Source organism: Mycobacterium sp. Aquia_216, from assembly GCF_026723865.1.
Taxonomy (GTDB): Bacteria; Actinomycetota; Actinomycetes; order Mycobacteriales; family Mycobacteriaceae; genus Mycobacterium.
Window position 1 is genome coordinate 5,646,320 of sequence record NZ_CP113529.1, and the last position, 21,643, is coordinate 5,667,962.

The window sequence follows — 21,643 nt, forward strand, 5'->3', positions numbered from 1 at the left end:
ACAAAAGCGCCCTAATCGTCGGCAACGGCACGCAAGTCTTGCGCGGTCAACCCGTAGCCTGCAGCAACGGCATCGTTGACCTTCTGTCGGAGCACCTCATGTCTGCCAGTCAGCGTGGTACTTATCGCTGTGTCTTCTTCAGTGCGCAGCCGTTCTTTGATTTTTTGCATCTCTGCAATGTCGCTTTCGATTTGCTGCTGGGCCGGGTCTGAGAGCAGCGGAATCGGGACGTTCTTTAAGAACTCTTTTCTATGAACGAGATACGAACCCCGATACGCCCGGCCGCGCGATGCGATATATGCGTCGACAGCAGGATGGGACAGAACAGCCTGGATCACCCGAATTGAGTACGGACAGTTGGCCATTGGGCGTAGAAAGTAATAAGGCCCACCATCGCCTCCTCCCGGAGCAACGAGGCCTTCGTCGTCCAACACGTACTGCGGCGTTAACGACAGGACCCGCAAGATCAGCTTAGGTTCGTCAAGTTTGGTCAATGATTGCGAGCGACCGTATGCCCAAAACCGGTCTCCCGGATCCGGCGATACGTCCCGCGCAGCGAGATCCGCATGCTTCGCGGTGAGGTAGTCCAGCGCCATCGGAAAATCGGACGCCATCCTCTCGGCTGAGTAAAGCGTTGCCGTACCGCGCTTTCGACCCGGCGGTGGCGGCGTGAGATCGTACGGGAAAATAGCTAGAGCGTCGGGTTCGGGGTTCCGCCCGTAAGCCTGAAATCGTCTATCCTGAACGGCTTTTCGCAGAATTCCTCGTTCGATGTATCTGAGTTCCCCGGTCCCGGCGTCTCGAAATTTGACAGTGTCGTTAGTTGATCCGGTTAATGGCTTTATGAAGAAGACCTTGTCGCAAGACGTTTGAACCCCAACAAATACGTCCACCCAGTCGTCATCGCAGAGCCGAGCAATCGCAGAGTCTTCCATTTTTCGGAAGACGTTGGCGCGCGCCTCGTTCATGATCGGCCATACTTCGGTGCCCAACGAGGCTCTGTCGATCTGCGCTAGATCAGCGCCGCCTGAATCCCGCCAGGCCTTGAGATCGTGGACGAGCTCTAGCTGTGCCGGATCGCTGGACGGCGGTCCGACGAAGATCAACGCGGTATAGGTAGTTCGCCCTTCGAAGACTTGCTCCTCGCCGAAGTGGACCAGCCGGAGCAATCGTGGTCCGAGCAACCGGCGCATCGTTCCGGCCGGCACAAGGTTGGTGAACCGGTTGGGCAGGATGTAGGCGAGGTGCCCATCGGCAGCAAGGAATTTGAATGCTCGCTCGACGACGAGCTGGTAGACGTCGAAGTTGTGCGATAGTGCGCTCTCGTAACCGCTTCGCGCGTCCTGGAAGTACGTCAGTTGGTCCGGCATGAACTCCGAAAGCGTCTGAATCCGGACATACGGAGGATTGCCGACGATCAGGTTGAACCCGCCGTTTTGCAACACGTGACTGAACGCGGACGTCAGGTCGAGTGGCGCGACTGCGGCCCGGCGCTCTGGGATGACAGCGGCGCTCGGAACCAGGTCGTCAAAGTCTGATTCGATCAGCGCGTTACCGACGAGCAAATTTTTCGACAGATCAGGGAGCAGATCGCGGCCACGGTCTAAGTCGATCACCTCATCGCCAAGGACCGCCAGCAAGAGGCTGAGCTTAGTAACCTCGACTGCTGCGCCGTCGATGTCGACGCCGAAAAGGTGGTCCTTGACGAGTGCCGCGCGCTCAGCGAGGGCTACGTTATTTCCTACTGCGACTTCTGCATCGACGAGGCACTCAAACGTCTCAATCAAAAACGACCCGGACCCTAGAGTGAGATCGAGTATACGAAGGCCTGCCGGGACCGGTTGCTGCGGTACGAGCAGATCGCTTAAGCCTCCGGCTACTAGATGCTGTACAACCCAAGCGGGCGTTGGGACGATACCTCCTGCGTGGGTCAACTCTGGCTTCTGCGCAAGGGACACTCTTCGTAGCTCATCCAGCTCGACCCGCTCGGCTAGGTATTGTTCGTAGACTGCGGCGAGGATGTCAGGCCGCAACACGCCAAATGCGAATTTGCTTCTCGGCCAATACATCTCGCGGATGACCGACGTGAGCGCTCCACTGGTGTATTTGGTGGTGGTCAAAACGTCGAATAGCCCTGCATTAAAGGTCCGGTCTGCCGACCGAAACACGTCGAGCAATGTGTCCGACTGAGCCGAGGTGAGAAGCGCTTCGTATTGCCCGATGTTGCGGTCTTCACATACTCGGAGAAATAGAAGCGCATTAAGCAATCGCTGAGTCCGGCGACCTATCTCGCTGGCCAGCAGGTCGGGGTTGCAAGACGCGACATCCGACGCGAGGACAAGTCTCCAGCTGCGGAACTGAGCGAGGAAGGACCGGTCGAAAGTAGAGGTTCCCCGCGGAGGTTCAGCGTAGGAATACAGGCCGTAGTAGTCGTCGCTGGTGACGGACTCAAACGAAAGGTGTAACCACAGGTGATCGAAGCGGTCGACGTACTCCGACAGCTTGATCCTGCCGCCCGGTATTACCGCGACATCAGGGCTGTCCCCAACACGGGGCTCGACCGTGGTGTCATATATAACCGTTTCGGCGACATTGGTTAGGACGGCAGCCGGTAGTCCGAGGGACCAACCGTATGAGCGGGCCTGTCGTGCGGCATCCACACCGGTGGCGAGGGTGACGGACGGCTTTTTGGCCTCGATAGGCAGACGGTCCTGTCCGTGACGTCGAAGCCGGTAGTCCGGTCGACCGCCTATGTCGCTTTCGCTTCCCCGTTCGAGGACGACCTCACGCCGAACTTGTGGCAACCCGACGTCGTTATGAACATCCCATCCAAAGATGCGGAGGAATCGGTCGATGAACTGACCCCGGGCCTCGGCTTCCGTGTAGCGAGAGTTGACCGCCTGAAGGTCAGCTGATTGCCGTTGGTAGTCAGCGACAAACTGAGCCAATCTAGCCCGGGCTTCCTCCTTCGATGGGCGCTGGTACGGCATACTCCGACCGTAGGTGCTGTTTGAGTCTTGCTTTCGCGGCGCGCCGACCGCATCGGTAACCGCTGTTGTCGGACCTACGGGTGAGGATGGTCGCTATGGCGAAGTTCGCGGCGAAAGCTGCTCCCGAGGGCGACAAATTGCGAGGTGGCTACTACACCCCCGATCCGATTGCTCGCTTCATCGCCGGCTGGGTTGGCGCGGACGGCAGTCATGTTCTCGAACCTTCGTGCGGAGACGGCGCGATCTTGCGCCACCTGGTCACGGTGGCCAACGCTCGAAAAATCACGGCAGTTGAACTCGTCGCGCGCGAAGCCAAGAAGGCGACGGCTGAGACAGGTGTTCCCGTTGTCGTCGGCGACTTCTTCTCTTGGTTTCAGCCGCGCCGCCACGGCACCTTCGATGCGGTGGCAGGTAACCCGCCTTACATCCGTTTTGGCTCATGGGAATCGACGGCAAGGGAACCGGCGCTTGCGCTGATGCGGGCGCAGGGAATGTGTCCAACCCGCCTGACCAATGCGTGGGTCCCGTTCGTTGTTGCATCTGTCCTTGCGGTGCGTCCCGGAGGCCGCATTGGTCTAGTGTTGCCAGCTGAGCTCCTCCAAGTCGGGTATGCGGCGGCACTGCGGTCATACCTAGTTGACGAATGCGCCTCAATCACCCTCGTGTCGTTCAAACAGCTTGTCTTCCCGGGCATTTTGCAAGAGGTTGTGCTACTGCTCGCCGTCCGTGGCACCGGCCCTGCCGAGATCCGGACCGTTGAGCTGCCGAATGCCGACAACTTGAACGGCTTTGACGGAGCTACCAAGACTGCGGCCCGAGCCCGCCTCCATGAATCAGAGAAATGGACAAAGTACTACCTAGGTAGTGACGCTATTCGTTTGATCCGCCGCGTTCGTGAAGGCGGCCGTCTGCACCCCCTGAGCCGGTATGCGGAAGTTGACGTCGGAGTAGTAACGGGCCGAAACGCGTTCTTCTGCTTGACCTCCGCCGAAGCCGGCCAGCGTGGGCTTATGCGGATGACTATGCCGCTCCTATCGAGGAGTGTGCAGGCACCCGCTCTGAGTTTCACCAGCCAAGACCTCGAGGCGCCAAATCGTGCAGCTGCACCCACTAGGCTCCTTTCATTACCATCCGGAATTGATTTGCGTCGCAACAAGATGCTGGCCGCATACCTCGCAGAGGGCGAGTCCGACGGCGTCCCAGACGGCTACAAATGCCGCATCCGGCGGACCTGGTGGGAAGTTCCATCGACCTGGGTGCCTGACGGATTCATGCTGCGGCAGATAAGTACACACCCGCGCCTGATCGCTAACCTGGCGGGAGCGACGAGCACGGATACCGTACACCGCGTCCGCGTGGCAGAAGGCGTGGAAATCGAGCGTCTAGCCGCAGGCGCATTCAACTCAGCCACCTTCGCGTTCTCGGAGGTCTTAGGGCGAAGTTACGGCGGTGGGATCCTTGAGTTGGAGCCGAGCGAGTGCGAACACCTGCCAGTCCCCGACCCGGCGCTCGTGCCCGCGACGCTCCACCAGAAGGTTGACGAGCTACTACGCGAGCGCCGGATGGAAGACGCATTAAACCTCGTCGACGAAGAAGTATTGATCGATCTCCTCGGGTTTGATCGCCGTGAGGTAGCTGCCATGCGGCGTGCCTGGATTGCTCTACGTGACCGGCGCAGGGGTCGCTCAAGACGCACCAAACTCACATAAGAGGCGCTCCTCGGATTTCACGCGCTGACTGTGTGGTCCTGTGACAGCACATCGGCGAGCCTACGAAATCAGACCTATGACGCCTGCACCGTGACCATGTCGCTCGCACGACACCGCTGTCGAGCGATTGGATGGAATACCGCTGACATCCGCGTCCGTATCGCGCCTGCCGCTGGCACCAAACCGGGGCACAGCAATTCTTGGGTCAACCGTTGCGCAAGCATCGGTGGGCTAGGACGATAAAAGCAACCGCATGATCACTGGGCCCAGCGACGGGCACAGTAGTAGTGCACCGAGAAGCAAGGAGTAATCGTGACACGGTACGTGACTGGCGGTGCCGAAATTCAAGCCGGTGTAACAACATTCGTTGGACGCAGCCATACCGAGATCGCCCGGTTGATCGCCTTTGACCACGGCTGGAAACTGCACGGGGACAAGATCATCGACGAGAACGAAGAAGTGATCGCAAACACTCTCGAAGAACTTGCGCGGAAAGCTTTGGCACTGAACTGGTTTGACCACACCGGTGCCGGCATCAACTGGCACTACTTCGGAGGCACCAAAGAATTCAACGCGGATACAGTTCGTCGAACGAACGTCTAGAGCGCGGCGCCGGGGCCTGTCAGACCTAGACGCGGGCAATCCCAAGCTGCAAAAAACGGATCGTAGTCTGACGAATACCCCCCGAGACATCTGTCGCATCGTGCTACATCGAAGCAACGGTAGTTCACTTCCACCCCTACCCCCTCCCGCATAACGAGCGAAACTGCGCTGACGAGGGGGCGTGTCAAGGGTGGCTAGCCATCGCGTAGCGACGACGAAGGAGCCCTTTACTCGTCCGCTCCGGAAGTCAGACGATCACGCACATGCGGACTGGGATATGAGTGGTTCACAACGATTGACGGCTTGTGGTCTCCCGAAAAAGCCAACCCAGTTGGGACGTACGGCGTGACCGCCAACGGACATCGGCTTACTCGACCATTCGACGACCCCGCACGACGGAAGGCTTCTTGCGAGATAATGAAGCCACGGCGCAGTACCGTGGCGACGAAGCTACCTTTCATCAGTTTCCCTATGACACAACCGGTCTCCGGGGCAAGCGACTGCGGGTGTTATCGGACACTCCGGTCAATGACGCCGGCGTTCCGCAAGATCTGCCTGAGGGCATCATCGACGTGATTGCTATCGACGACGAACCCAACATTAATCTCAGTGTTCGGGTTCACCCACTGGACGATCCCACTCGCATCGCATTCGTGGGATTCGAGCAGCTAGCTCTTTACGACTGAGTATTGACGCCTCGCGATGCCATCAAGAGAAACCCGCAGGGCGGCAGAGTCTACGAAGTAGCCGTCCGGAGGGTCGCCACTATAGGTTCGCACCATTCGATGGCTCGCTCGTCTCCCAGCACGTCACGAACCCATACGTCTGCGATCGCCTCCCAGACCTTGGACTTCCTCATAGTTCCGCCCATTAGCCGAGCCATTTCGCCGATCCACGCGTGGTGGTTGCCGATCTGCATCGCTGAGTCTTTGGCATCGAGCACTTCGCCCGCCGGGCGGCCGAGTCGTTCTGCGACGACTGCCCACTGCAGGTCGGTCAGGGCGCCGAGCAATTCTCGTTCCGGGGCCTTTTCGCCGGGGAGGACCATGTACCCGTCGCCTTCTGGTTGGTCGCCATCGACTACGCAGATACTTGGGCGGGGAAGCTTGTCGGCGGATGCGATAGTCGATAGGGATATGACCGTGGAGGCAGGACCGACGGCCGTGATACGCAGTCGCCTCAGCAGATTTGGGTCTGCTGCCCCGAGCGCCAATATCCGCTCGATCAGGTACTCGGACTCCTGGTCCTCGCAGTAGATGTCAAGTTCGTCATGGCGCTCGTTGTCCATCAGGTTCAACGCAAAGTCGCTACTAACTCCGTAAAGCACCTTTCTCGTAGAGTCGCGATCGACGGCGATGAACATGCGAGCCACAGCAGGTAGCTGTTCGAGAATGAACGGTGAATGCGTTGACACGAGGATCTGAAGTTTCTTGCTGTGAGCGAGGTCTAAGAACTCAGTTATCAACACACGTTGAGCCTGAGGATGAAGCGACGCCTCAACTTCGTCGATGATGATCAGCGAGTGATTCGGAACCGCGGAGATGAGAGCGATGAGGTCCAAGATGGAATCCTCGCCCGCACCTTGGTGGAAGTTTGAGTACTCGACCCCGTTCTGGGACAGCACGCCAACTTGTTTGTTGGCCTTGCGCTCGATCCGGGCTGTTTCGTATGTACGTCCGAGTGTTCGGCTCAGCTGTTTAAGCTGCTCATCCGTCAACGGCTCGGCGGTACCGCGGCTGATCACTTCCTGTGCAGTGCGTCCGTAACCTATCTGGGTGTTCGCGGGTTGAATTCGCGAGATGTCCAGAAAGTACGTCGAACGCCGCTCGCGTTTTGACACGCCCCTCCATCTGCGCGTCAGCTTTCTCACCAAGACCGTCTTGGACTGATCGCCGAGTCGAATGTTGTAGGCAAGAGAAACCCCTGCAACGTCTTCCCAGGGTGTCTTTGGGAAGAAGTCGTCTGGATAGTACGTGGCAGCGGTACCATTTGACGGAGCCTGATATGCAGCGGCAGCAGCTTTGAGTATTGTGCTCTTTCCCGCTCCATTAACCCCCGCAATAGCGACCACGGGGTAGCGAAATTCGACTAGCTCGCCATTCCAGCCGCGAAGTCCCGCAACTTCGATACCCGATAAAAACTGCGGCCAGCCGCCGTTGCCGTGGCGGGCGGAGTCCCACGCATCGGTGAGCTTAGGTTCCGTAGGTGCGGGCACTGACACCTCCACAAGAAGGATGGCTGCTCGAGCGTCCAGATCATATGTGCCGAATGCTGACTGCACCTCTAAAACTCGGCGAAAGACGAAATCTGCCTTGCGTGTGGCCACGGGTCAGCTCAATGAGATCGGGACCTCTTGCGCGGTAAGAGATTGACTCCGTCGTGGGCTCGCGAACGCGCTTGCTGTTCGAAGGCATCGAGAACGCGCACGGCGAACGCGGGATGCATGGTTGACCCAACTTCGTCCCTTGTCATCCAACGGACTTCGCGCGCCTCGGCCGTGGGCTGAGTGTTGCCGGCGGCGGGACGGCAACGGTAGACCAGAGCGACAATCCCGTGGGTCAGGTTCTTGTACACGCCGGTGAGGCGTTCCACCGTGACCGTCAATCCCGTTTCCTCGAAGACTTCCCGCCGAACACCGTCCTCGAAGGACTCGCCCAGTTCGAGCACTCCGCCCGGCGCTTCCCAATCGCCGGTGTCATCTCGCCTGATCACCAGAACGCGGTCGTCATCCCGTACAACGATGCCGGCGACACTGACCGAGTGTTTGGGCGTACTTGCCATCGTTGGCTCTTCCCTGATTGGTGCCGGCATGTGTGACACGAGTTGACTAGCTTCCTAGACTAGTCGTCTAGACATGTAACGGAAGGTCAGCGGGTGCTGCAACTGAGGCGAATTGACCGCGCGGATGACAAGCCACCATATCGGCAGATCGCGGGCATGTTGCGTGAGGCAATCAATTCCCGTCGACTCGCTCCCGGGGAGCGGCTACCGTCCGAGACCGAGCTGATCGAGCATTTCGGTGTAGCGCGCATGACTGTACGACAGGCCATGCAGGAGTTGCGTACCGAAGGATTGGTCATCTCACAACACGGCCGGGGAGTGTTTGTCCGCCCGACGCCTCCCATCCGCAGACTGGCATCAGATCGATTCGCCCGACAGCATCGCGCCGAAGGCAAGGCGGCGTTTACCGTGGAGGCCGAGATATCCGGGTACTCGCCACAAGTCGACAATATTGTCGTGAGCCTCGCAAGGCCGAATTCGCTTGTAGCTGAGCGGCTCCGAATATCAGCCGATGATGACGTGGTCGTGCGATCGAGGCGTTACCTGGCCGACGGCCGACCTGTTGAGACGGCAGTTTCATACATCCCAGCGGCGTTCGCTGAAGGCACGCAGATCGAGCAGATCGATTCCGGACCCGGTGGCATCTACGCCCGCCTTGAAGAAAACGGTCATGTACTGGCCCGCTTCACCGAGGAAGTTGCAGCTCGGATGCCCACCCCAGAAGAACGGCGGCAACTGGAGCTTGAACCAGGTATTCCAGTACTGACGGTGCTGCGAACTGCTTATGACGCCAACGACGCGGTCGTTGAGGTCTGCGACACCGTGAAGGTGGCGGCCGCTTACGTGCTGGAATACGAGTTCGCGGCGCGCTAGGCACAGAATCTCGGAAAAAATGTTCGTCGGCCGTGGCACTCCTCTAGACGACTATGTGACAATCAGCTTATCTAGAGCAGTCCCTACGAAAGGTAGACAAAATGTCCGTGCCGAAGTGGCTCAAGGTGTCCCACCAGCAAGTTTTCCCACACCGAGCGTTCGTGGTATCCGACGTTACGGCGGTAATCGATTACGAGCGATCGACGAAGGACAACAAGGTTCAAGCGACTGATCGAGACTCGGGCGCTCCCTTGTGGCAGGTCGAAGTCCTCGACGGTGACCCGGCAGCTAGCAAGCGAGCCCGAACGCTCACCGTCAAGTTCGCAACACCCAAGCAGCCTGTGTGCCCGCCGAACACTGCCGGAATGCCCTTCACCCCAGTGATTTTCGAGGAACTCTGCGTATTGCCGTACGTAGACCGTTCGAGTGAATCCGGCCGCATCGCGTGGTCATTTCGGGCCTCGGGTATGACTGCGGACACCGGCAAGGCGGGGTCATCAGCGGGAGACCGGGTGTCAGCATGAGTCCGTACGACCCCGTAGTACCTAGCGATCCGTATTCGATTCCAGATCCTGACGGCGGCATCGACTTCTTTGACCTCACGCACCTGCTGGCGGTCGGTGCCATGTGGCTCATCGCGGTGATCGGCGCGGTCACCGTTTCGCTCGTCGTTTGGAAACTGCGTTCGCCCGCCACATTTGGGCGCTATGTTGCAACCCCCGCATGGCGGACCCGATGGCTGCTATGGGCGTTGATCTCCTGGCCGCGAGTTGCCAAGGCCTGCGGGTTGTCCACTTCTGAGCGCGTCACACGCACGGACTCACAGGGCGGGAGCAAGACGAGGACCATCTGGACTCATCCTCGCCTTCTCGGGGTGAGCATGTCCGACGACTGCCTGCGAGTGTCCGTCCGTACACGGACCGGCCAAACGGTGGATGACCTGGAGAATTCGGTGCCCGCAATCCGTGATGCCGTCGGGGCGCATTCCGCCCGCTCGACGGTCGTCGCGCCCGGCACGGTCCGGATGGAATTCGTTATGCGGCAACAGCTATCGAACATCGAAACTGCTAGACAGCCGACCAGTGCCGCGGCAAACGCCGTTGCGATCGGCAGGCGCGAGAACGGGTCGGCCTGGATTCTCCACGTCGCTGGCTTGCACACCCTGACCGTCGGGTGCTCGGGCGCGGGAAAGGGTTCCATTTTCTGGGGCATCGCAGGCGGATTGGCTCCGGCCGTGAGGTCAGGGACTGTGCAGCTTTTCGCGGTAGACCTCAAGTACGGGATCGAAGTGTCAGTCGGCTCCGCACTATTCACCAAAGTCGCGACGACCGAGGCCGAGGCCGCCAGGCTGCTGACCAAGTTGGAGGAGCTGCTAGACAGCCGCGGATGCAGGATGGCCGGCCGAGCGCGTTCGCACGTACCCAGCACGGCCGAGCCGCTCGTCGTTCTGCTTATCGACGAATTGGCCGGCCTGACCGCCTACATGACAGACGCCGCCATCAAGAAGCAAGTTGCGGCCTCGCTTTCACGCATTCTGACAAAGGGCAGAGCTGTTGGAATCGTCGTCGCCGCCTTCATGCAGGACCCACGCAAGGAGATCCTGCCCATGCGCGGACTATTCACCCAAACTGTTGCACTTCGGCTGCGCTCACGCGACGAGGTCGCGATGGTTCTGGGCGATGGCCTCGCCGATGCCGCGCCCGCACACCGGATCGACCCCAACAAACCTGGGACCGGATACGTCATCGCCGAAGACGGATCAACGATGCGGGTACGCGCCGACTACTGGCCTGATTCGTTAATCCGTTCTGTTGCAGAAGAATACGGGTTCGCGCGCCTAAGGCCGACTGATCCCGCAGGGAACTGAGGAGATCGGCATGGCAACTCTCGGCATCGGCCCCACCGGCACCGCGATAGCGACCTTTCCAGAGCTTCTGACAGCGGAGCAGGTCGCCGAACTGCTCGGCGTTTCGGCTGCGACCGTTAGCCGATGGGGCGCGTTGCGCGAACGCGGCGAAGACATGGGGCCGCCGTGCTACATGATATCCGATCGCGTAAGACGTTGGGACGCAGCGGAAGTCCGCACATGGCTCAAGCAGGTGCGCCGCTAAGTGGCCGGATCAGTACCGCGCGGCATTCGAAAGCGAATCAATTCAGCAGGCCAACCGCGCTATCAAGTGCGCTACCTAGTGCGGGATCCAGCCTCCCCGTCGGGATGGGTTGAAACCTCATCGACGTTCGCCTCCTTGCGAGAAGCGCGGGCTTTCAAAGCCGACCGGGACGGCGAAGCGGCGATCGGTACCAGGCGCTTCGACCCTCGACTTGGCCGTACCAGCCTCTCCACCATCTGGACCCAATACAGCGCATCGAAACGCCCGGCCGTTTCACCGAAGACGTGGAGCGGCTACACCCAGCATTGGGAACTCCGCATCAGCCCGCGCTTCGGCCATGTCCCCGTCGACGAGATCAGCCGCAAGGACGTACAACAGTTCATCGATACCCTGACAGTCGGACCATGGGCCAAAATCGCCACGCTCCGGCTCCTCCGGTCGATTTTCGACATGGCGCGCGAGGACGGCCGAATCCACACCAACCCGGCTCAAGGCGTATCGGCCGGGCGGATGCCGGCCCGAGAACGGCACCGCTACCTCACGACCACCGAAGTCGCCGCGCTGGCATCGGCGTGCGGCGACCACGGCGACATCGTCACGATCCTGGCCTTCACCGGGCTGCGTTGGTCCGAACTCGTCGGTCTGCGCGTCGGCGACATCGACTTGAAGGCTCGCCGGCTCTACGTCCGACAGGCTGCCCCGGAAGTTGAGGGACGGATCATCGTCGGACCGCCGAAGACTCGGGCTGCCGTCCGAACCGTCCCGCTCCCGCAAATCGTCATTGACGCGCTCAAGCCACGAATCGAGAACCGCGCAGCCGGGCAACAAGCGATCACCTCGCCAAACGGCGGCTTCCTCAGATCAAACAACTGGCGCCGGCACACCCACTGGAACGAAGCCCTGAAGAAAACCAAGCTGGCGCCTCTGACCATCCACGACCTACGCCATACCTATGCGAGCCTCGCACGGGCTTCCGGGGCTGACCTTCGCTACGTCCAGAAGACCATGGGGCACTCCACGCCAACTGTCACCGCGAATATCTACAGCGACCTCTACTCAGACGAACTCGACCACGTCGCAACGAACCTCGACCGGCTCCACGACGTCGCCAATAACAAGGCGAACGGACAGGAACCGGACAAGACCAACCGTCAATAGAGTGCTGTCACCGCGTCCGTGCAGCTCAATGATGGTGGCCAGGGCCGGGATCGAACCGGCGACCTTCCGCTTTTCAGGCGGACGCTCATACCGACTGAGCTACCTGGCCGGGAAGCCGGAAGGCAGCGTGTGCCTCGCCGTGCTGGCGACCCTGACGGGACTCGAACCCGCGACCTCCGCCGTGACAGGGCGGCGCGCTAACCAACTGCGCCACAGGGCCTTGCTTTCCTGCATGTACTGCTCGCCCCGACGTTGCCGCCGTTGCGCGTACCCCCAACGGGATTCGAACCCGTGCTACCGCCGTGAAAGGGCGGCGTCCTAGGCCACTAGACGATGGGGGCCAGAACCGAATCACTCCGGGGTACCCGCAACGCAACTACCGTTGGGAGCCACGCTAGCTTAGGTCACCGCAGGCACAATCCTCAAACGAGCGGCATGCGATGTGGATTTGGAGCCCAAGTATCCTGAATCGTCACCGCCCCTATAGCTCAGTTGGTAGAGCTACGGACTTTTAATCCGCAGGTCCTAGGTTCGAGTCCTAGTGGGGGCACAAAACCGGCTACGACCTTCGCGAATCAGCCGGCCATCACGCGGGCATGGTCGTCGTGTGGCCGCCAAACTACTTGGCTATGCTTCGCGAGGTGAGCGTCGATCCGGCCTGGCAAAACGCACCCGTAGCCCTGGTGACGATGGAAATCCGTCACCCCGCAACGGATTCCCTCACCGAATCGTCGAGCCGAGAACTCAAACGCCTGCTCGCCGACGAGCTGCCGATCGAACGCCAAGCTCAGGACGTCGCGTGGGGGGTGGGCCCCGGGGGTGGTCCGGCACCAACGGCCGAGAATTTCGTGCGTTACGTCAACCGGAACGGCACGCTGGGGGCCTCGATCAAAACCCAGGCGATCATCATCGAATCCACCGCCTACTCCACCTTCGAGGCGTTGTCCGACGTCGCGATGCGCGTCGTCGAGGCGCGTGCACAGGTGTCGTCGATCGTCGGGGTGGAACGTATCGGTCTGCGCTACCTCCTCGAGATCCGCGTCCCGCTGGGCGCCGACGGCCGCATTGACTGGGCCGAATGGATCGCCGAGCCCCTGCTCGGGCCGCAACGCATCGCGCCCGGCGGGCTGGCCTTGACCGAATGGCAGGGCGCGGCGGTCTACCGCGAACCGCAACCGGGCAAATCGCTGATCGTGCGCTACGGGCCTGGCCTGGGCCAGGCCCTCGATCCCAACTACTACCTGCGCCGGACCATCCCGGCGCAGCCCGGGCCGTTTTTCCAGCTGGACATCGACAGCTTCTGGACCCCGGTCTCCTCGATCCCCGAATACAACCGGGATGCCGTCCGCGCGACTTTTCACAACCTCTACGAGCCGGCTCGTGCGGTGTTCCAGGAAATGCTCAGCAGCCGGCTAAGGGATGACTTACTCGGCTGACACCTGTGTTCGGCCTTAGCCCCTGAGCACCGCACTGCTATAGGTGACATCGGCGAAGGCCTGCGCGACGTCGTCATCAGGATAGTGAAAACCGTTGGCCGCGTGCAGTTCCTTGACGGTGTGCGACGACACGCTCCAGCCGCGCTGCTTGAGGTGGTCGACGAGATGGCTGCGCTCGCCGTGATAGACGAGCTCGTTGAAATCGACTTCGAACCCGAGTTCTCTCATCCGGTCGTGGTGTGCGCGCCAGCGGGGGTCGGCGAAAATCGCTGTGTCAGGCACGAATTCGAAGGCCAGCCGGCTGCCGGGGGCACTGAGCGCGGTGACGCTGTCGAACAGCGCGTCCTGCGCCTCGTCGGGCAGGTACACCACCAACCCCTCGGCGCTCCACGCCGAGGGGGCCTTCGGGTCGAACCCCGCGGCCTGTAGCGCACTGGCCCAGTCGTCGCGCAGATCGACGGCCACGGTGCGCCGCTCGGCGATCGGCTTTGCACCGAGATCGCCCAGGGTCGCGGTCTTGAACTCGATCACGTCGGGCATGTCGACCTCGTAGACGACGGTGCCCGCCGGCCACGGTAAGCGGTAGGCGCGTGCATCCAGACCCGAGGCGAGAATCACCGCCTGAGCGACACCGCTCTGCGCGCCCGAAAGGAAGAACTGGTCGTAAAACCTTGTGCGACAGGCCATTCCCTGCGCCATCCGCAATGGATCGAACCCGGCTTCGCCACCGACCGGAATCTCGCCGTTGACCAACCGGACGTACACATCAATTCCGACCGCGCGCACCAACGGCGCGGCGAAGGGGTCGTCGATCAACTTCTCGGCGCTGGAGAGCGCCCGCTGGGCGGCGACCATGGTTGCCGTGGCCCCGACGCTTGTCGCGAGGTCCCAGCGATCACGATCGGTGCGCGCCATGGTGCTCCCTCGGTCCGAATTCCCAACACATATAGGCAAGCTAGTTAGTACCACAGCCCCGGCGGCGGGGCTCACCGGGACTACTCTCGATCCGTGACCGACTTTGCCCAGCGGACAATTGACCTGGCCCGCCACAACGTCGCTGAAGGCGGCCGACCATTTGCGACGGTGATCGTCAAAGACGGCGAGGTACTTGCCGAGAGCGCCAACAAGGTCGCCCAGACCAACGACCCGACCGCGCACGCCGAGATCCTGGCGATCCGAGAGGCGTGCATGAAGCTGGGCACCGAGCACCTGGTCGGCGCGACGATTTACGTGATGGCCCACCCGTGTCCGATGTGCCTGGGCTCGCTGTACTACTGCTCCCCCAAAGAAGTCATCTTCTTGATCACCCGCGAATCTTATGAGCAGTACTACCTCGATGACCGCAAATACTTCGAGGTCTCAACGTTTTACGACGAATTCTCGAAGGACTGGGACCAACGGCGCCTGCCGATGCGGTACCAGCCTCGGGACAGCGCCGTCGAGGTCTACCGGTTGTGGAACGAACGCAACGGTGGCGACCGCAAATCTACGGTCGTCCCAGCCTCCGAGCCGCTGAGTCGTCAGGAGACCTTGGGACAGTAATGCATTGGGTTATCGCGCTCATCTAGCGGCGGCAGGTTGCGCGCGGGTGTGTGCACGAGCGGCGCGTTGGCCGCGATCCGCCCGGCCGCACGATCCAAACCGGCCCTGGCCCTCGGGTGTTTACGGAATCGTGTTGGCACACAAGTGAAAACGAGACGAATGAGGTCGCCCAGGCGCCGGTGCAGCCATTCGTCGCGTCGCGACCACCGGTAGCCCATCAGCCGGCGCACCGGTGGATCGTAGAGACCGACGGTGAACCAGACGAAGAACGGCGCCAGCAGCTTGCGCTGAGCCGCCCACAACCAGTCCGGAGCCATTCGGGCAAATGGCGGTTTGGGCAGGTCGGTCAGATCCAGCACGGCACGTGCGGCCTCGTTGTCCTCTAACACGTTGCGGCACATGTGTTCCCAATAGACCTGAAATTCCTCCCAGGACGCGGGCACCGGCCGCATGCTCATGCCGTACATCCGGTACCAGTCGACATGTTCGTCGAACAGCTGGCGCTTCTGCGCCTCGGTCAACCCACCGCAAAACCGTTCGGCCACATGAATAGTCCCGACGAAGAAGGTGGCATGCGCCCAGTAGAAGACATCGGGGTTCAGCGCGTGGTAGCGACGGCCCTGCTCGTCAACACCCTTGATGTCGACGTGATAGTCGCGCACCTCGCTGCCGGTGACTGAGGCACGGTCGCCGTCGAAGACGACTCCGCCGATCGGATACAACGACCGCAGCAGGCGCGGCCAGCGTTCCCGGAAGAACGTCGAGTGATCGATGACCGCCGCGCCCAGTTGCGGGTGCATGTTCTGCATGGATCCCGCCCACGGCCCCTGCAACATGCCGCGCCAATCCCCGAAGTACCGCCACGTCAGGGAATCGGGACCGAGCGGGATCGGCGGCGCCGCATATCCCGACGGGGACACCGGACACCCGCTGGCGACAGCGCCGGGCTCAACACCAGAAATTGCCATATCGTCGACGGTGGTTGTGTCGCTACCAGCTTCGGCGCTGGTCAGTGGGCAGGCTGCGGACGTATCTTTGGTCACTATTGGGTTTCCTGTAGCTAGCCGAAATTCTGACTACGTACGTTGTCAATTTTAAGCTTAGGAGCGATGTGCAGTCCGGTCAACGACGGGGCCGTTGGTCAGGGGTCCCCCTGGAAAGTCGTCACGCCCTCCGCCGCGACAACCTCATCGCCGCCGGCGTGCAGTTACTGGGCAGCGAGCGCGGGCCCGCACTGACCGTTCGCGCCGTGTGCCGCAAGGCCGCGCTGACCGAACGATACTTCTATGAGAGCTTCTCCGACCGCGACGAATTCGTGCGCGCTGTGTACGACGACGTCTGCGCGCGGGCCATGACGACCCTCACCTCGGCGGACACCCCTCGCGAGGCCGTCGAGCAGTTCGTCGAGCTGATGGTCGACGACCCGGTGCGCGGGCGGGTGCTGCTCCTGGCTCCGGCCGTCGAGCCGATCCTGACCCAGTCGGGCGCGGAGTGGATGCCCAGCTTCATCGATCTGCTGCAGCGCAAGCTGTCCAGCATCGGCGATCCGGTGCTGCAGAAGATGATCGCCACCAGCCTGGTCGGCGGTTTGACGAGTCTGTTCACCGCGTATCTGAACAGGCAACTCGGGGCCACCCGCAAGCAATTCATCGACTACTGCGTGAACATGCTTTTCAACACGGCGGCCCCGTATGTACCGCCGTCCGACGGGGTATCTCCGTAGCGGCCCGTTCGTCCGGCCCCGAGCATGCGCAGCAATGGGATCAATTTGTGACTTGCCGCGCCCTGTCGGAACTTGATGCAACTGATCGACACAGATATATTGACTGCAACCACTAGACACAGATAACTGGGGGTGTCATGTCAGGCGATCTGACCCAGATGCAACTGCTACACGAACTCGAGCCGGTCGTCGAGAAGTACCTGAACCGGCACCTGAGCATGCATAAGGCTTGGAACCCGCACGACTACATCCCGTGGTCGGACGGGAAGAACTTCTACGCGCTCGGTGGACAGGAGTGGCACCCCGAGCAGAGCAAACTCTCCGACCTCGCCCAGGTGGCGATGGTGCAGAACCTGATGACGGAAGACAATCTGCCCTCCTATCACCGCGAGATCGCGATGAACTTCGGCCTCGACGGGCCCTGGGGCACGTGGGTCAACCGCTGGACCGCCGAAGAGAACCGGCACGGCATCGCGCTGCGGGACTACCTCGTGGTGACCCGCGCGGTCGACCCCGTCGAGCTGGAGAAGCTGCGCATCGAGGTGGTCAACCGCGGCTTCAGCCCGGGCCAGAACCACCAAGTCCGAGCCGACCTGTTCGCCGATAGCTTGTTCGATTCGGTCATCTATGTCACGTTCCAGGAACTGGCGACCCGGATTTCGCACCGCAACACGGGCAAAGCCTGCAACGAGCCGATCGCCGACCAGCTGCTGGGCAAGATCTCGGCTGACGAGAACCTGCACATGATCTTCTACCGCGACGTCAGCGAGGCCGGGTTCGAGGTTAATCCCAACCAGGCGATGAAGTCGCTGCACAAGATCCTGCGTAACTTCCAGATGCCGGGCTACCAGGTGCCGGAGTTCCGGCGCAAGGCCGTGTTCATCGCCGTCGGGGGCGTCTACGACCCGCGCATCCACCTCGAGGAGGTCGTGATGCCGGTGCTGAAGAAATGGCGCATCTTCGAACGCGAAGACTTCACGGGTGAAGCAGCCGCGCTTCGCGACGACCTTGCCCTGCTGATCAAGGAACTCGAACAGGCCTGCGACAAGTTCGAGGTGTCCAAGCAGCGCCAGCTCGACCGGGAACTGCGTACGGGCAAGAAGACGACCGCCAACGAGCTGCACCAAACCGCCGGCAAGCTCGTGATGAGCCGCCGGTAGTCCGGCCTTGCGCATCGGCCCGATCGCGCTCGCCAGCCCGGTGGTGCTGGCCCCGATGGCGGGCGTGACCAATGTTGCATTCCGGACGCTGTGCCGTGAACTAGAGCAGTCCAAGGTCGGCACGGTCAGCGGACTCTACGTCTGCGAGATGGTGACCGCGCGTGCCCTCGTCGAGCGCCATCCGGTCACGATGCACATGACGACGTTCTCCCCGGACGAATCGCCGCGCTCGCTGCAGCTTTACACCGTCGACCCCGCCACCACCTACGCGGCGGCGAAGATGATCGCCGACGAGGGCCTGGCCGACCACATCGACATGAACTTCGGCTGCCCGGTGCCCAAGGTCACCAAGCGCGGCGGCGGCGCGGCGCTGCCGTTCAAGCGGAGGCTGTTCGGCCAGATCGTGGCGGCGGCGGTACGCGCGACCGACGGTACCGACATACCGGTGACGGTGAAGTTTCGCATTGGCATTGACGACGAGCACCACACGCACCTGGACGCCGGCCGCATCGCCGAGGCCGAAGGCGCGGCCGCGGTGGCATTGCATGCTCGCACGGCAGCGCAGCGTTACTCCGGCACCGCCGATTGGGAGCAGATCGCGCTACTCAAGCAGCAGGTGCAGACGATTCCGGTGCTGGGCAACGGCGATATCTACGACGCCAGCGATGCGCTGACCATGATGGCCAGCACGGGGTGCGACGGTGTCGTCATCGGCCGCGGTTGCCTGGGGCGGCCGTGGCTGTTCGCCGAACTGTCGGCCGCATTCACCGGCGGCCGGGCCCCCACTCCGCCGACGCTCGGCGAGGTCGCCGACATCGTGCGACGGCACGGCGAATTGCTCACCGCGCATTTCGGCGAGGACAAGGGCATGCGCGACATTCGCAAGCACGTCGCCTGGTATCTGCACGGCTTCCCGGCCGGATCTGACTTGCGGCGAGCGCTGGCCTTGGTCAAGACGCGCGACGAACTCGACGCTCTGCTGGACCGGCTGGACGGCACCGTCCCCTTTCCGGAAGCGGCGACGGGACCGCGCGGCCGGCAGGGCTCGGCCGCCCGGGTGTCGCTGCCCGAAGGCTGGCTGCGCGACCCCGATGACTGCACGGTGCCGGCGGGAGCCGATGTCATGCACTCCGGCGGCTGAGCCGAACCCCGCTCGAAATCGCGTCCGGGACGATAAGTCAGTACGATGTGGACCTTGCTGAATTGCGCTTGGGCGGCGGTTGGTTTAACCCGCTGCACAGGGGCTACGGAATACGGCGCGACCCAACGGGTAGCGAAGTTGCAGCACTGTTAGCGCGGCGCTGCGGTGAGTTGGCGCACGGACATCACTGACGGCGGCATCAGAGCTTCGGAGGCGAGTAAGCATGAGTGACGGCGAGGTAGACGCCACTCTTGGCCATCGCCGCGGCCCCCGCGACCACCGACCGGCCACCCCGACCTCGTCCGTCGCACTGAGTGCCGCGCCGTGGGAGCGATTCGCCGAACCACCCGCCGACGACAGCGTCCACCGATGGCAGATCGAGCCGCCCGCCGAGCCGGCCGCGGACGCGCCCAGTGAGACCGTCGAGCCGTCTGCACGCGGCGCCGCAAAAGGCGGGAGCCACGCCTCCGGTGCGCTCAGCGTCGCCGACCTGCTTGCCAAAGTCGGGGCCAGTTCCACCGGCACCCGTCACCGCCGCGCCGCCCTCGACGAGGAATCTGGCGAGCCCGATCCGGAGATGCCCATCGACTTAGGGGACACCCAGGTCATCGATATCCCGGCCTACTCGCTCGACGTCGTCTCGGAGGTTCCCGACCTCGGGCTCCCGAACTACCCGCACGGCGACGACTCCGAGCCCGACCTCACAGCCGAGGAGCCGACCGAGTCGCACCCGGCCAAGCCGAAACGCATCCGCCGAGCGAAAGCTCCCACGAACCGGGCACCGAAGCGCCGCAGGCCGATGTTGATGGCCGGTCGCTCGATGGCCGCCCTGTGCGCCGCGGTGGCGCTGGCCCTGACCGGGGGCGCGTACCAGTGGAGCGCGTCGAAGAACCACCGGCTCAACGTCATCAACGCGCTCGACCCGAACTCCGGCGATATCGTCGACCCCGGTGGGCAGTACGGCGATGAAGACTTCCTGATCGTCGGCACGGACTCCCGCTCCGGCGCGAACGCCGACATGGGTGCGGGCGACACCGAGGACGCCGGCGGCGCCCGGTCGGACACCGTGATGCTGGTCAACATCCCGGCCAACCGCAAACGCGTGGTGGCGGTCTCGTTCCCCCGCGACTTGGCGATCACCCCGATGCAGTGCGAAGCGTGGAACCCCGATACCGGAAAGTACGGACCCCTCTACGACGACAAGACGAAGACGTGGGGATCGAAGATGGTCTACACCGAGACCAAACTGAACTCGGCGTTCTCCTTCGGCGGCCCGAAATGTCTGGTGAAGGAAATCCAGAAACTGTCCGGTCTGAGCATCAACCGGTTCATCGCCGTCGACTTCTCCGGGTTCGCCAAGATGGTCGAGGCACTCGGCGGTGTCGAGGTGTGCAGCAAAACCCCGCTGCACGACTACGAGCTCGGTACCGTCCTCGAGCATTCGGGACGCCAGCTCATCGATGGCCCGACGGCGCTGAACTACGTGCGGGCCCGTCAGGTCACGACGGAGTTCAACGGCGACTACGGCCGCATCAAACGCCAGCAGTTGTTCTTGTCATCGCTGCTGCGCTCACTGATCTCCGAGGACACGCTGACCGACCTCAACAAGCTCAACAACGTCGTCAACATGTTCATCAGCAACAGCCGCGTGGACAATGTCCAGACCAAAGACCTTGTTCAGCTGGGCCGATCGCTGCAGGGCATGGCGGCCGGGCACTTTACCTTCGTCACCGTGCCCACCGGTGTGACGGACCAGAACGGCGACGAACCGCCGCGGACCGCGGACATGAAGGCACTTTTCAACGCGATCATCGACGACGATCCGCTGCCCGAGGAGAACGACCAGAACGCGCAGAACCTGGGGACCACACCAACCTCGGGGCCGACCAGCGCACCGACCACCAAGAAGGCACCGCCGCCTAGCGCGGCGCCCGAGGCGCGACGCGAGCAAGTGACGACGACCTCGCCTGACGAGGTCACCGTGCGGGTCTCCAATGCGACGGCAGAGAGCGGGCTTGCCGCTACCGCCACCAGCCAGCTCAAGCGGAACGGGTTCAACGTCATGTCACCCGACGACTATCCGAGTTCGGTGAATGCCACGACGGTGTTCTTCTCGGCCGGCAACGAGCAAGCGGCGGCGACGGTGGCATCGGCGTTCGCCAATTCAAAGGTTGCGCGGGTTTCCGGCTACGGGCAGGTCGTTCAGGTAGTGCTCGGCCCGGATTTCAAGTCGGTTACCGCTCCCGCGCCCAGTGGCTCCTCACTCAGTGTGCAGATCGACCGCAACCCGGGCAGCACGCCGACCAAACTGCCGGACGACCTCGCGGTGACGAACGCCGCCGACACCACCTGTGAATAACCGCATTTCGCCTCAGTAGATCGCCGATTCCGACGCCGAGTAAGTAGGCTTGGCGGC

At 62.1% G+C, this 21,643-nt stretch carries 19 protein-coding genes and 4 tRNA genes; 15 read left to right on the plus strand and 8 right to left on the minus strand.

The features are described 5' to 3' along the window. Positions 1–11: 11 nt before the first annotated feature. Complete coding sequence (locus OK015_RS26410; RefSeq protein ID WP_268127615.1) at positions 12–2,990, minus strand: Eco57I restriction-modification methylase domain-containing protein; 2,979 nt, start codon at positions 2,988–2,990, stop codon at positions 12–14. Positions 2,991–3,085: 95 nt separating this feature from the next. Here OK015_RS26410 and OK015_RS26415 point away from each other — a divergent pair, with 95 nt between their 5' ends. The 3 genes from OK015_RS26415 to OK015_RS26425 all read left to right on the plus strand — a co-directional run bounded on the left by OK015_RS26415 (position 3,086) and on the right by OK015_RS26425 (position 5,988). Further along, on the plus strand, positions 3,086–4,699 hold the full coding sequence (locus OK015_RS26415) for a class I SAM-dependent methyltransferase (RefSeq protein WP_268127616.1): 1,614 nt from the start codon (positions 3,086–3,088) through the stop codon (positions 4,697–4,699). Between the two features lie 312 nt (positions 4,700–5,011). Beyond that, positions 5,012–5,302, plus strand: a complete 291-nt coding sequence (locus tag OK015_RS26420; RefSeq protein WP_268127618.1) for a hypothetical protein — start codon at positions 5,012–5,014, stop codon at positions 5,300–5,302. 407 nt (positions 5,303–5,709) lie between these two features. After that, positions 5,710–5,988, plus strand: a complete 279-nt coding sequence (locus OK015_RS26425) for a DUF7161 family protein (protein ID WP_268127619.1) — start codon at positions 5,710–5,712, stop codon at positions 5,986–5,988. A gap of 50 nt (positions 5,989–6,038) precedes the next feature. Here OK015_RS26425 and OK015_RS26430 read toward each other — a convergent pair whose 3' ends face one another. Continuing rightward, complete coding sequence (locus OK015_RS26430) at positions 6,039–7,583, minus strand: ATP-dependent nuclease (RefSeq protein ID WP_268127621.1); 1,545 nt, start codon at positions 7,581–7,583, stop codon at positions 6,039–6,041. Positions 7,584–7,636: 53 nt separating this feature from the next. Next, positions 7,637–8,083, minus strand: coding sequence for an NUDIX hydrolase (locus tag OK015_RS26435; RefSeq protein WP_268127623.1), 447 nt, complete (start codon positions 8,081–8,083; stop codon positions 7,637–7,639). A gap of 93 nt (positions 8,084–8,176) precedes the next feature. On the opposite strand from OK015_RS26435, the gene OK015_RS26440 reads away from it, so the two are divergent. From OK015_RS26440 to OK015_RS26455, 5 genes are all read left to right on the plus strand, one after another. Next, complete coding sequence (locus OK015_RS26440; protein ID WP_268127624.1) at positions 8,177–8,956, plus strand: GntR family transcriptional regulator; 780 nt, start codon at positions 8,177–8,179, stop codon at positions 8,954–8,956. 101 nt (positions 8,957–9,057) lie between these two features. Next, on the plus strand, positions 9,058–9,480 hold the full coding sequence (locus tag OK015_RS29130; RefSeq protein ID WP_326498502.1) for a plasmid replication, integration and excision activator: 423 nt from the start codon (positions 9,058–9,060) through the stop codon (positions 9,478–9,480). After that, complete coding sequence (locus tag OK015_RS26445) at positions 9,477–10,823, plus strand: FtsK/SpoIIIE domain-containing protein (RefSeq protein ID WP_268127626.1); 1,347 nt, start codon at positions 9,477–9,479, stop codon at positions 10,821–10,823. The genes OK015_RS29130 and OK015_RS26445 overlap by 4 nt, the downstream gene beginning before the upstream one ends. A 10-nt stretch (positions 10,824–10,833) precedes the next feature. Further along, positions 10,834–11,067, plus strand: coding sequence for a helix-turn-helix transcriptional regulator (locus tag OK015_RS26450; RefSeq protein WP_268127627.1), 234 nt, complete (start codon positions 10,834–10,836; stop codon positions 11,065–11,067). Continuing rightward, complete coding sequence (locus OK015_RS26455) at positions 11,068–12,225, plus strand: site-specific integrase (protein WP_268127629.1); 1,158 nt, start codon at positions 11,068–11,070, stop codon at positions 12,223–12,225. A 32-nt stretch (positions 12,226–12,257) separates the two neighbouring features. Here OK015_RS26455 and OK015_RS26460 read toward each other — a convergent pair. The 3 genes from OK015_RS26460 to OK015_RS26470 all read right to left on the minus strand — a co-directional run bounded on the left by OK015_RS26460 (position 12,258) and on the right by OK015_RS26470 (position 12,566). Further along, positions 12,258–12,334 (minus strand) — tRNA-Phe (locus OK015_RS26460). Positions 12,335–12,368: 34 nt separating this feature from the next. Continuing rightward, positions 12,369–12,445, minus strand: a tRNA-Asp gene (locus tag OK015_RS26465). A gap of 48 nt (positions 12,446–12,493) precedes the next feature. Then, positions 12,494–12,566: transfer RNA gene (locus OK015_RS26470), tRNA-Glu, on the minus strand. A gap of 136 nt (positions 12,567–12,702) precedes the next feature. Here OK015_RS26470 and OK015_RS26475 point away from each other — a divergent pair. Beyond that, positions 12,703–12,775, plus strand: a tRNA-Lys gene (locus tag OK015_RS26475). A gap of 79 nt (positions 12,776–12,854) precedes the next feature. Continuing rightward, positions 12,855–13,661 (plus strand): TIGR04255 family protein, encoded by an 807-nt coding sequence (locus tag OK015_RS26480; RefSeq protein WP_268127630.1) that lies wholly within the window; start codon positions 12,855–12,857, stop codon positions 13,659–13,661. Between the two features lie 15 nt (positions 13,662–13,676). Here the strand turns inward: OK015_RS26480 and OK015_RS26485 are convergent, their stop codons facing one another. Further along, entirely contained in the window at positions 13,677–14,576 is a 900-nt protein-coding gene (locus tag OK015_RS26485) for a class I SAM-dependent methyltransferase (protein WP_268127632.1), read from the minus strand. 93 nt (positions 14,577–14,669) lie between these two features. On the opposite strand from OK015_RS26485, the gene OK015_RS26490 reads away from it, so the two are divergent. Continuing rightward, positions 14,670–15,203: a nucleoside deaminase gene (locus OK015_RS26490; RefSeq protein ID WP_268127635.1), complete on the plus strand. Its 534-nt coding sequence runs from the start codon at positions 14,670–14,672 to the stop codon at positions 15,201–15,203. Here OK015_RS26490 and OK015_RS26495 read toward each other — a convergent pair. Continuing rightward, on the minus strand, positions 15,182–16,171 hold the full coding sequence (locus OK015_RS26495; protein WP_268127638.1) for an oxygenase MpaB family protein: 990 nt from the start codon (positions 16,169–16,171) through the stop codon (positions 15,182–15,184). The genes OK015_RS26490 and OK015_RS26495 overlap by 22 nt on opposite strands. Before the next feature lie 143 nt (positions 16,172–16,314). Between OK015_RS26495 and OK015_RS26500 the strand changes: the two genes are divergently transcribed. The 4 genes from OK015_RS26500 to OK015_RS26515 all read left to right on the plus strand — a co-directional run bounded on the left by OK015_RS26500 (position 16,315) and on the right by OK015_RS26515 (position 21,586). Further along, entirely contained in the window at positions 16,315–16,926 is a 612-nt protein-coding gene (locus tag OK015_RS26500) for a TetR/AcrR family transcriptional regulator (RefSeq protein WP_268127639.1), read from the plus strand. 137 nt (positions 16,927–17,063) lie between these two features. Beyond that, a complete protein-coding gene (locus OK015_RS26505) occupies positions 17,064–18,086 on the plus strand; it encodes an acyl-ACP desaturase (RefSeq protein ID WP_268127641.1) in 1,023 nt (340 codons plus the stop codon). 55 nt (positions 18,087–18,141) lie between these two features. Next, complete coding sequence (gene dusB, locus OK015_RS26510) at positions 18,142–19,227, plus strand: tRNA dihydrouridine synthase DusB (RefSeq protein WP_268133132.1); 1,086 nt, start codon at positions 18,142–18,144, stop codon at positions 19,225–19,227. 223 nt (positions 19,228–19,450) lie between these two features. Beyond that, positions 19,451–21,586, plus strand: a complete 2,136-nt coding sequence (locus OK015_RS26515; RefSeq protein ID WP_268127642.1) for an LCP family protein — start codon at positions 19,451–19,453, stop codon at positions 21,584–21,586. Positions 21,587–21,643: the final 57 nt, after the last annotated feature.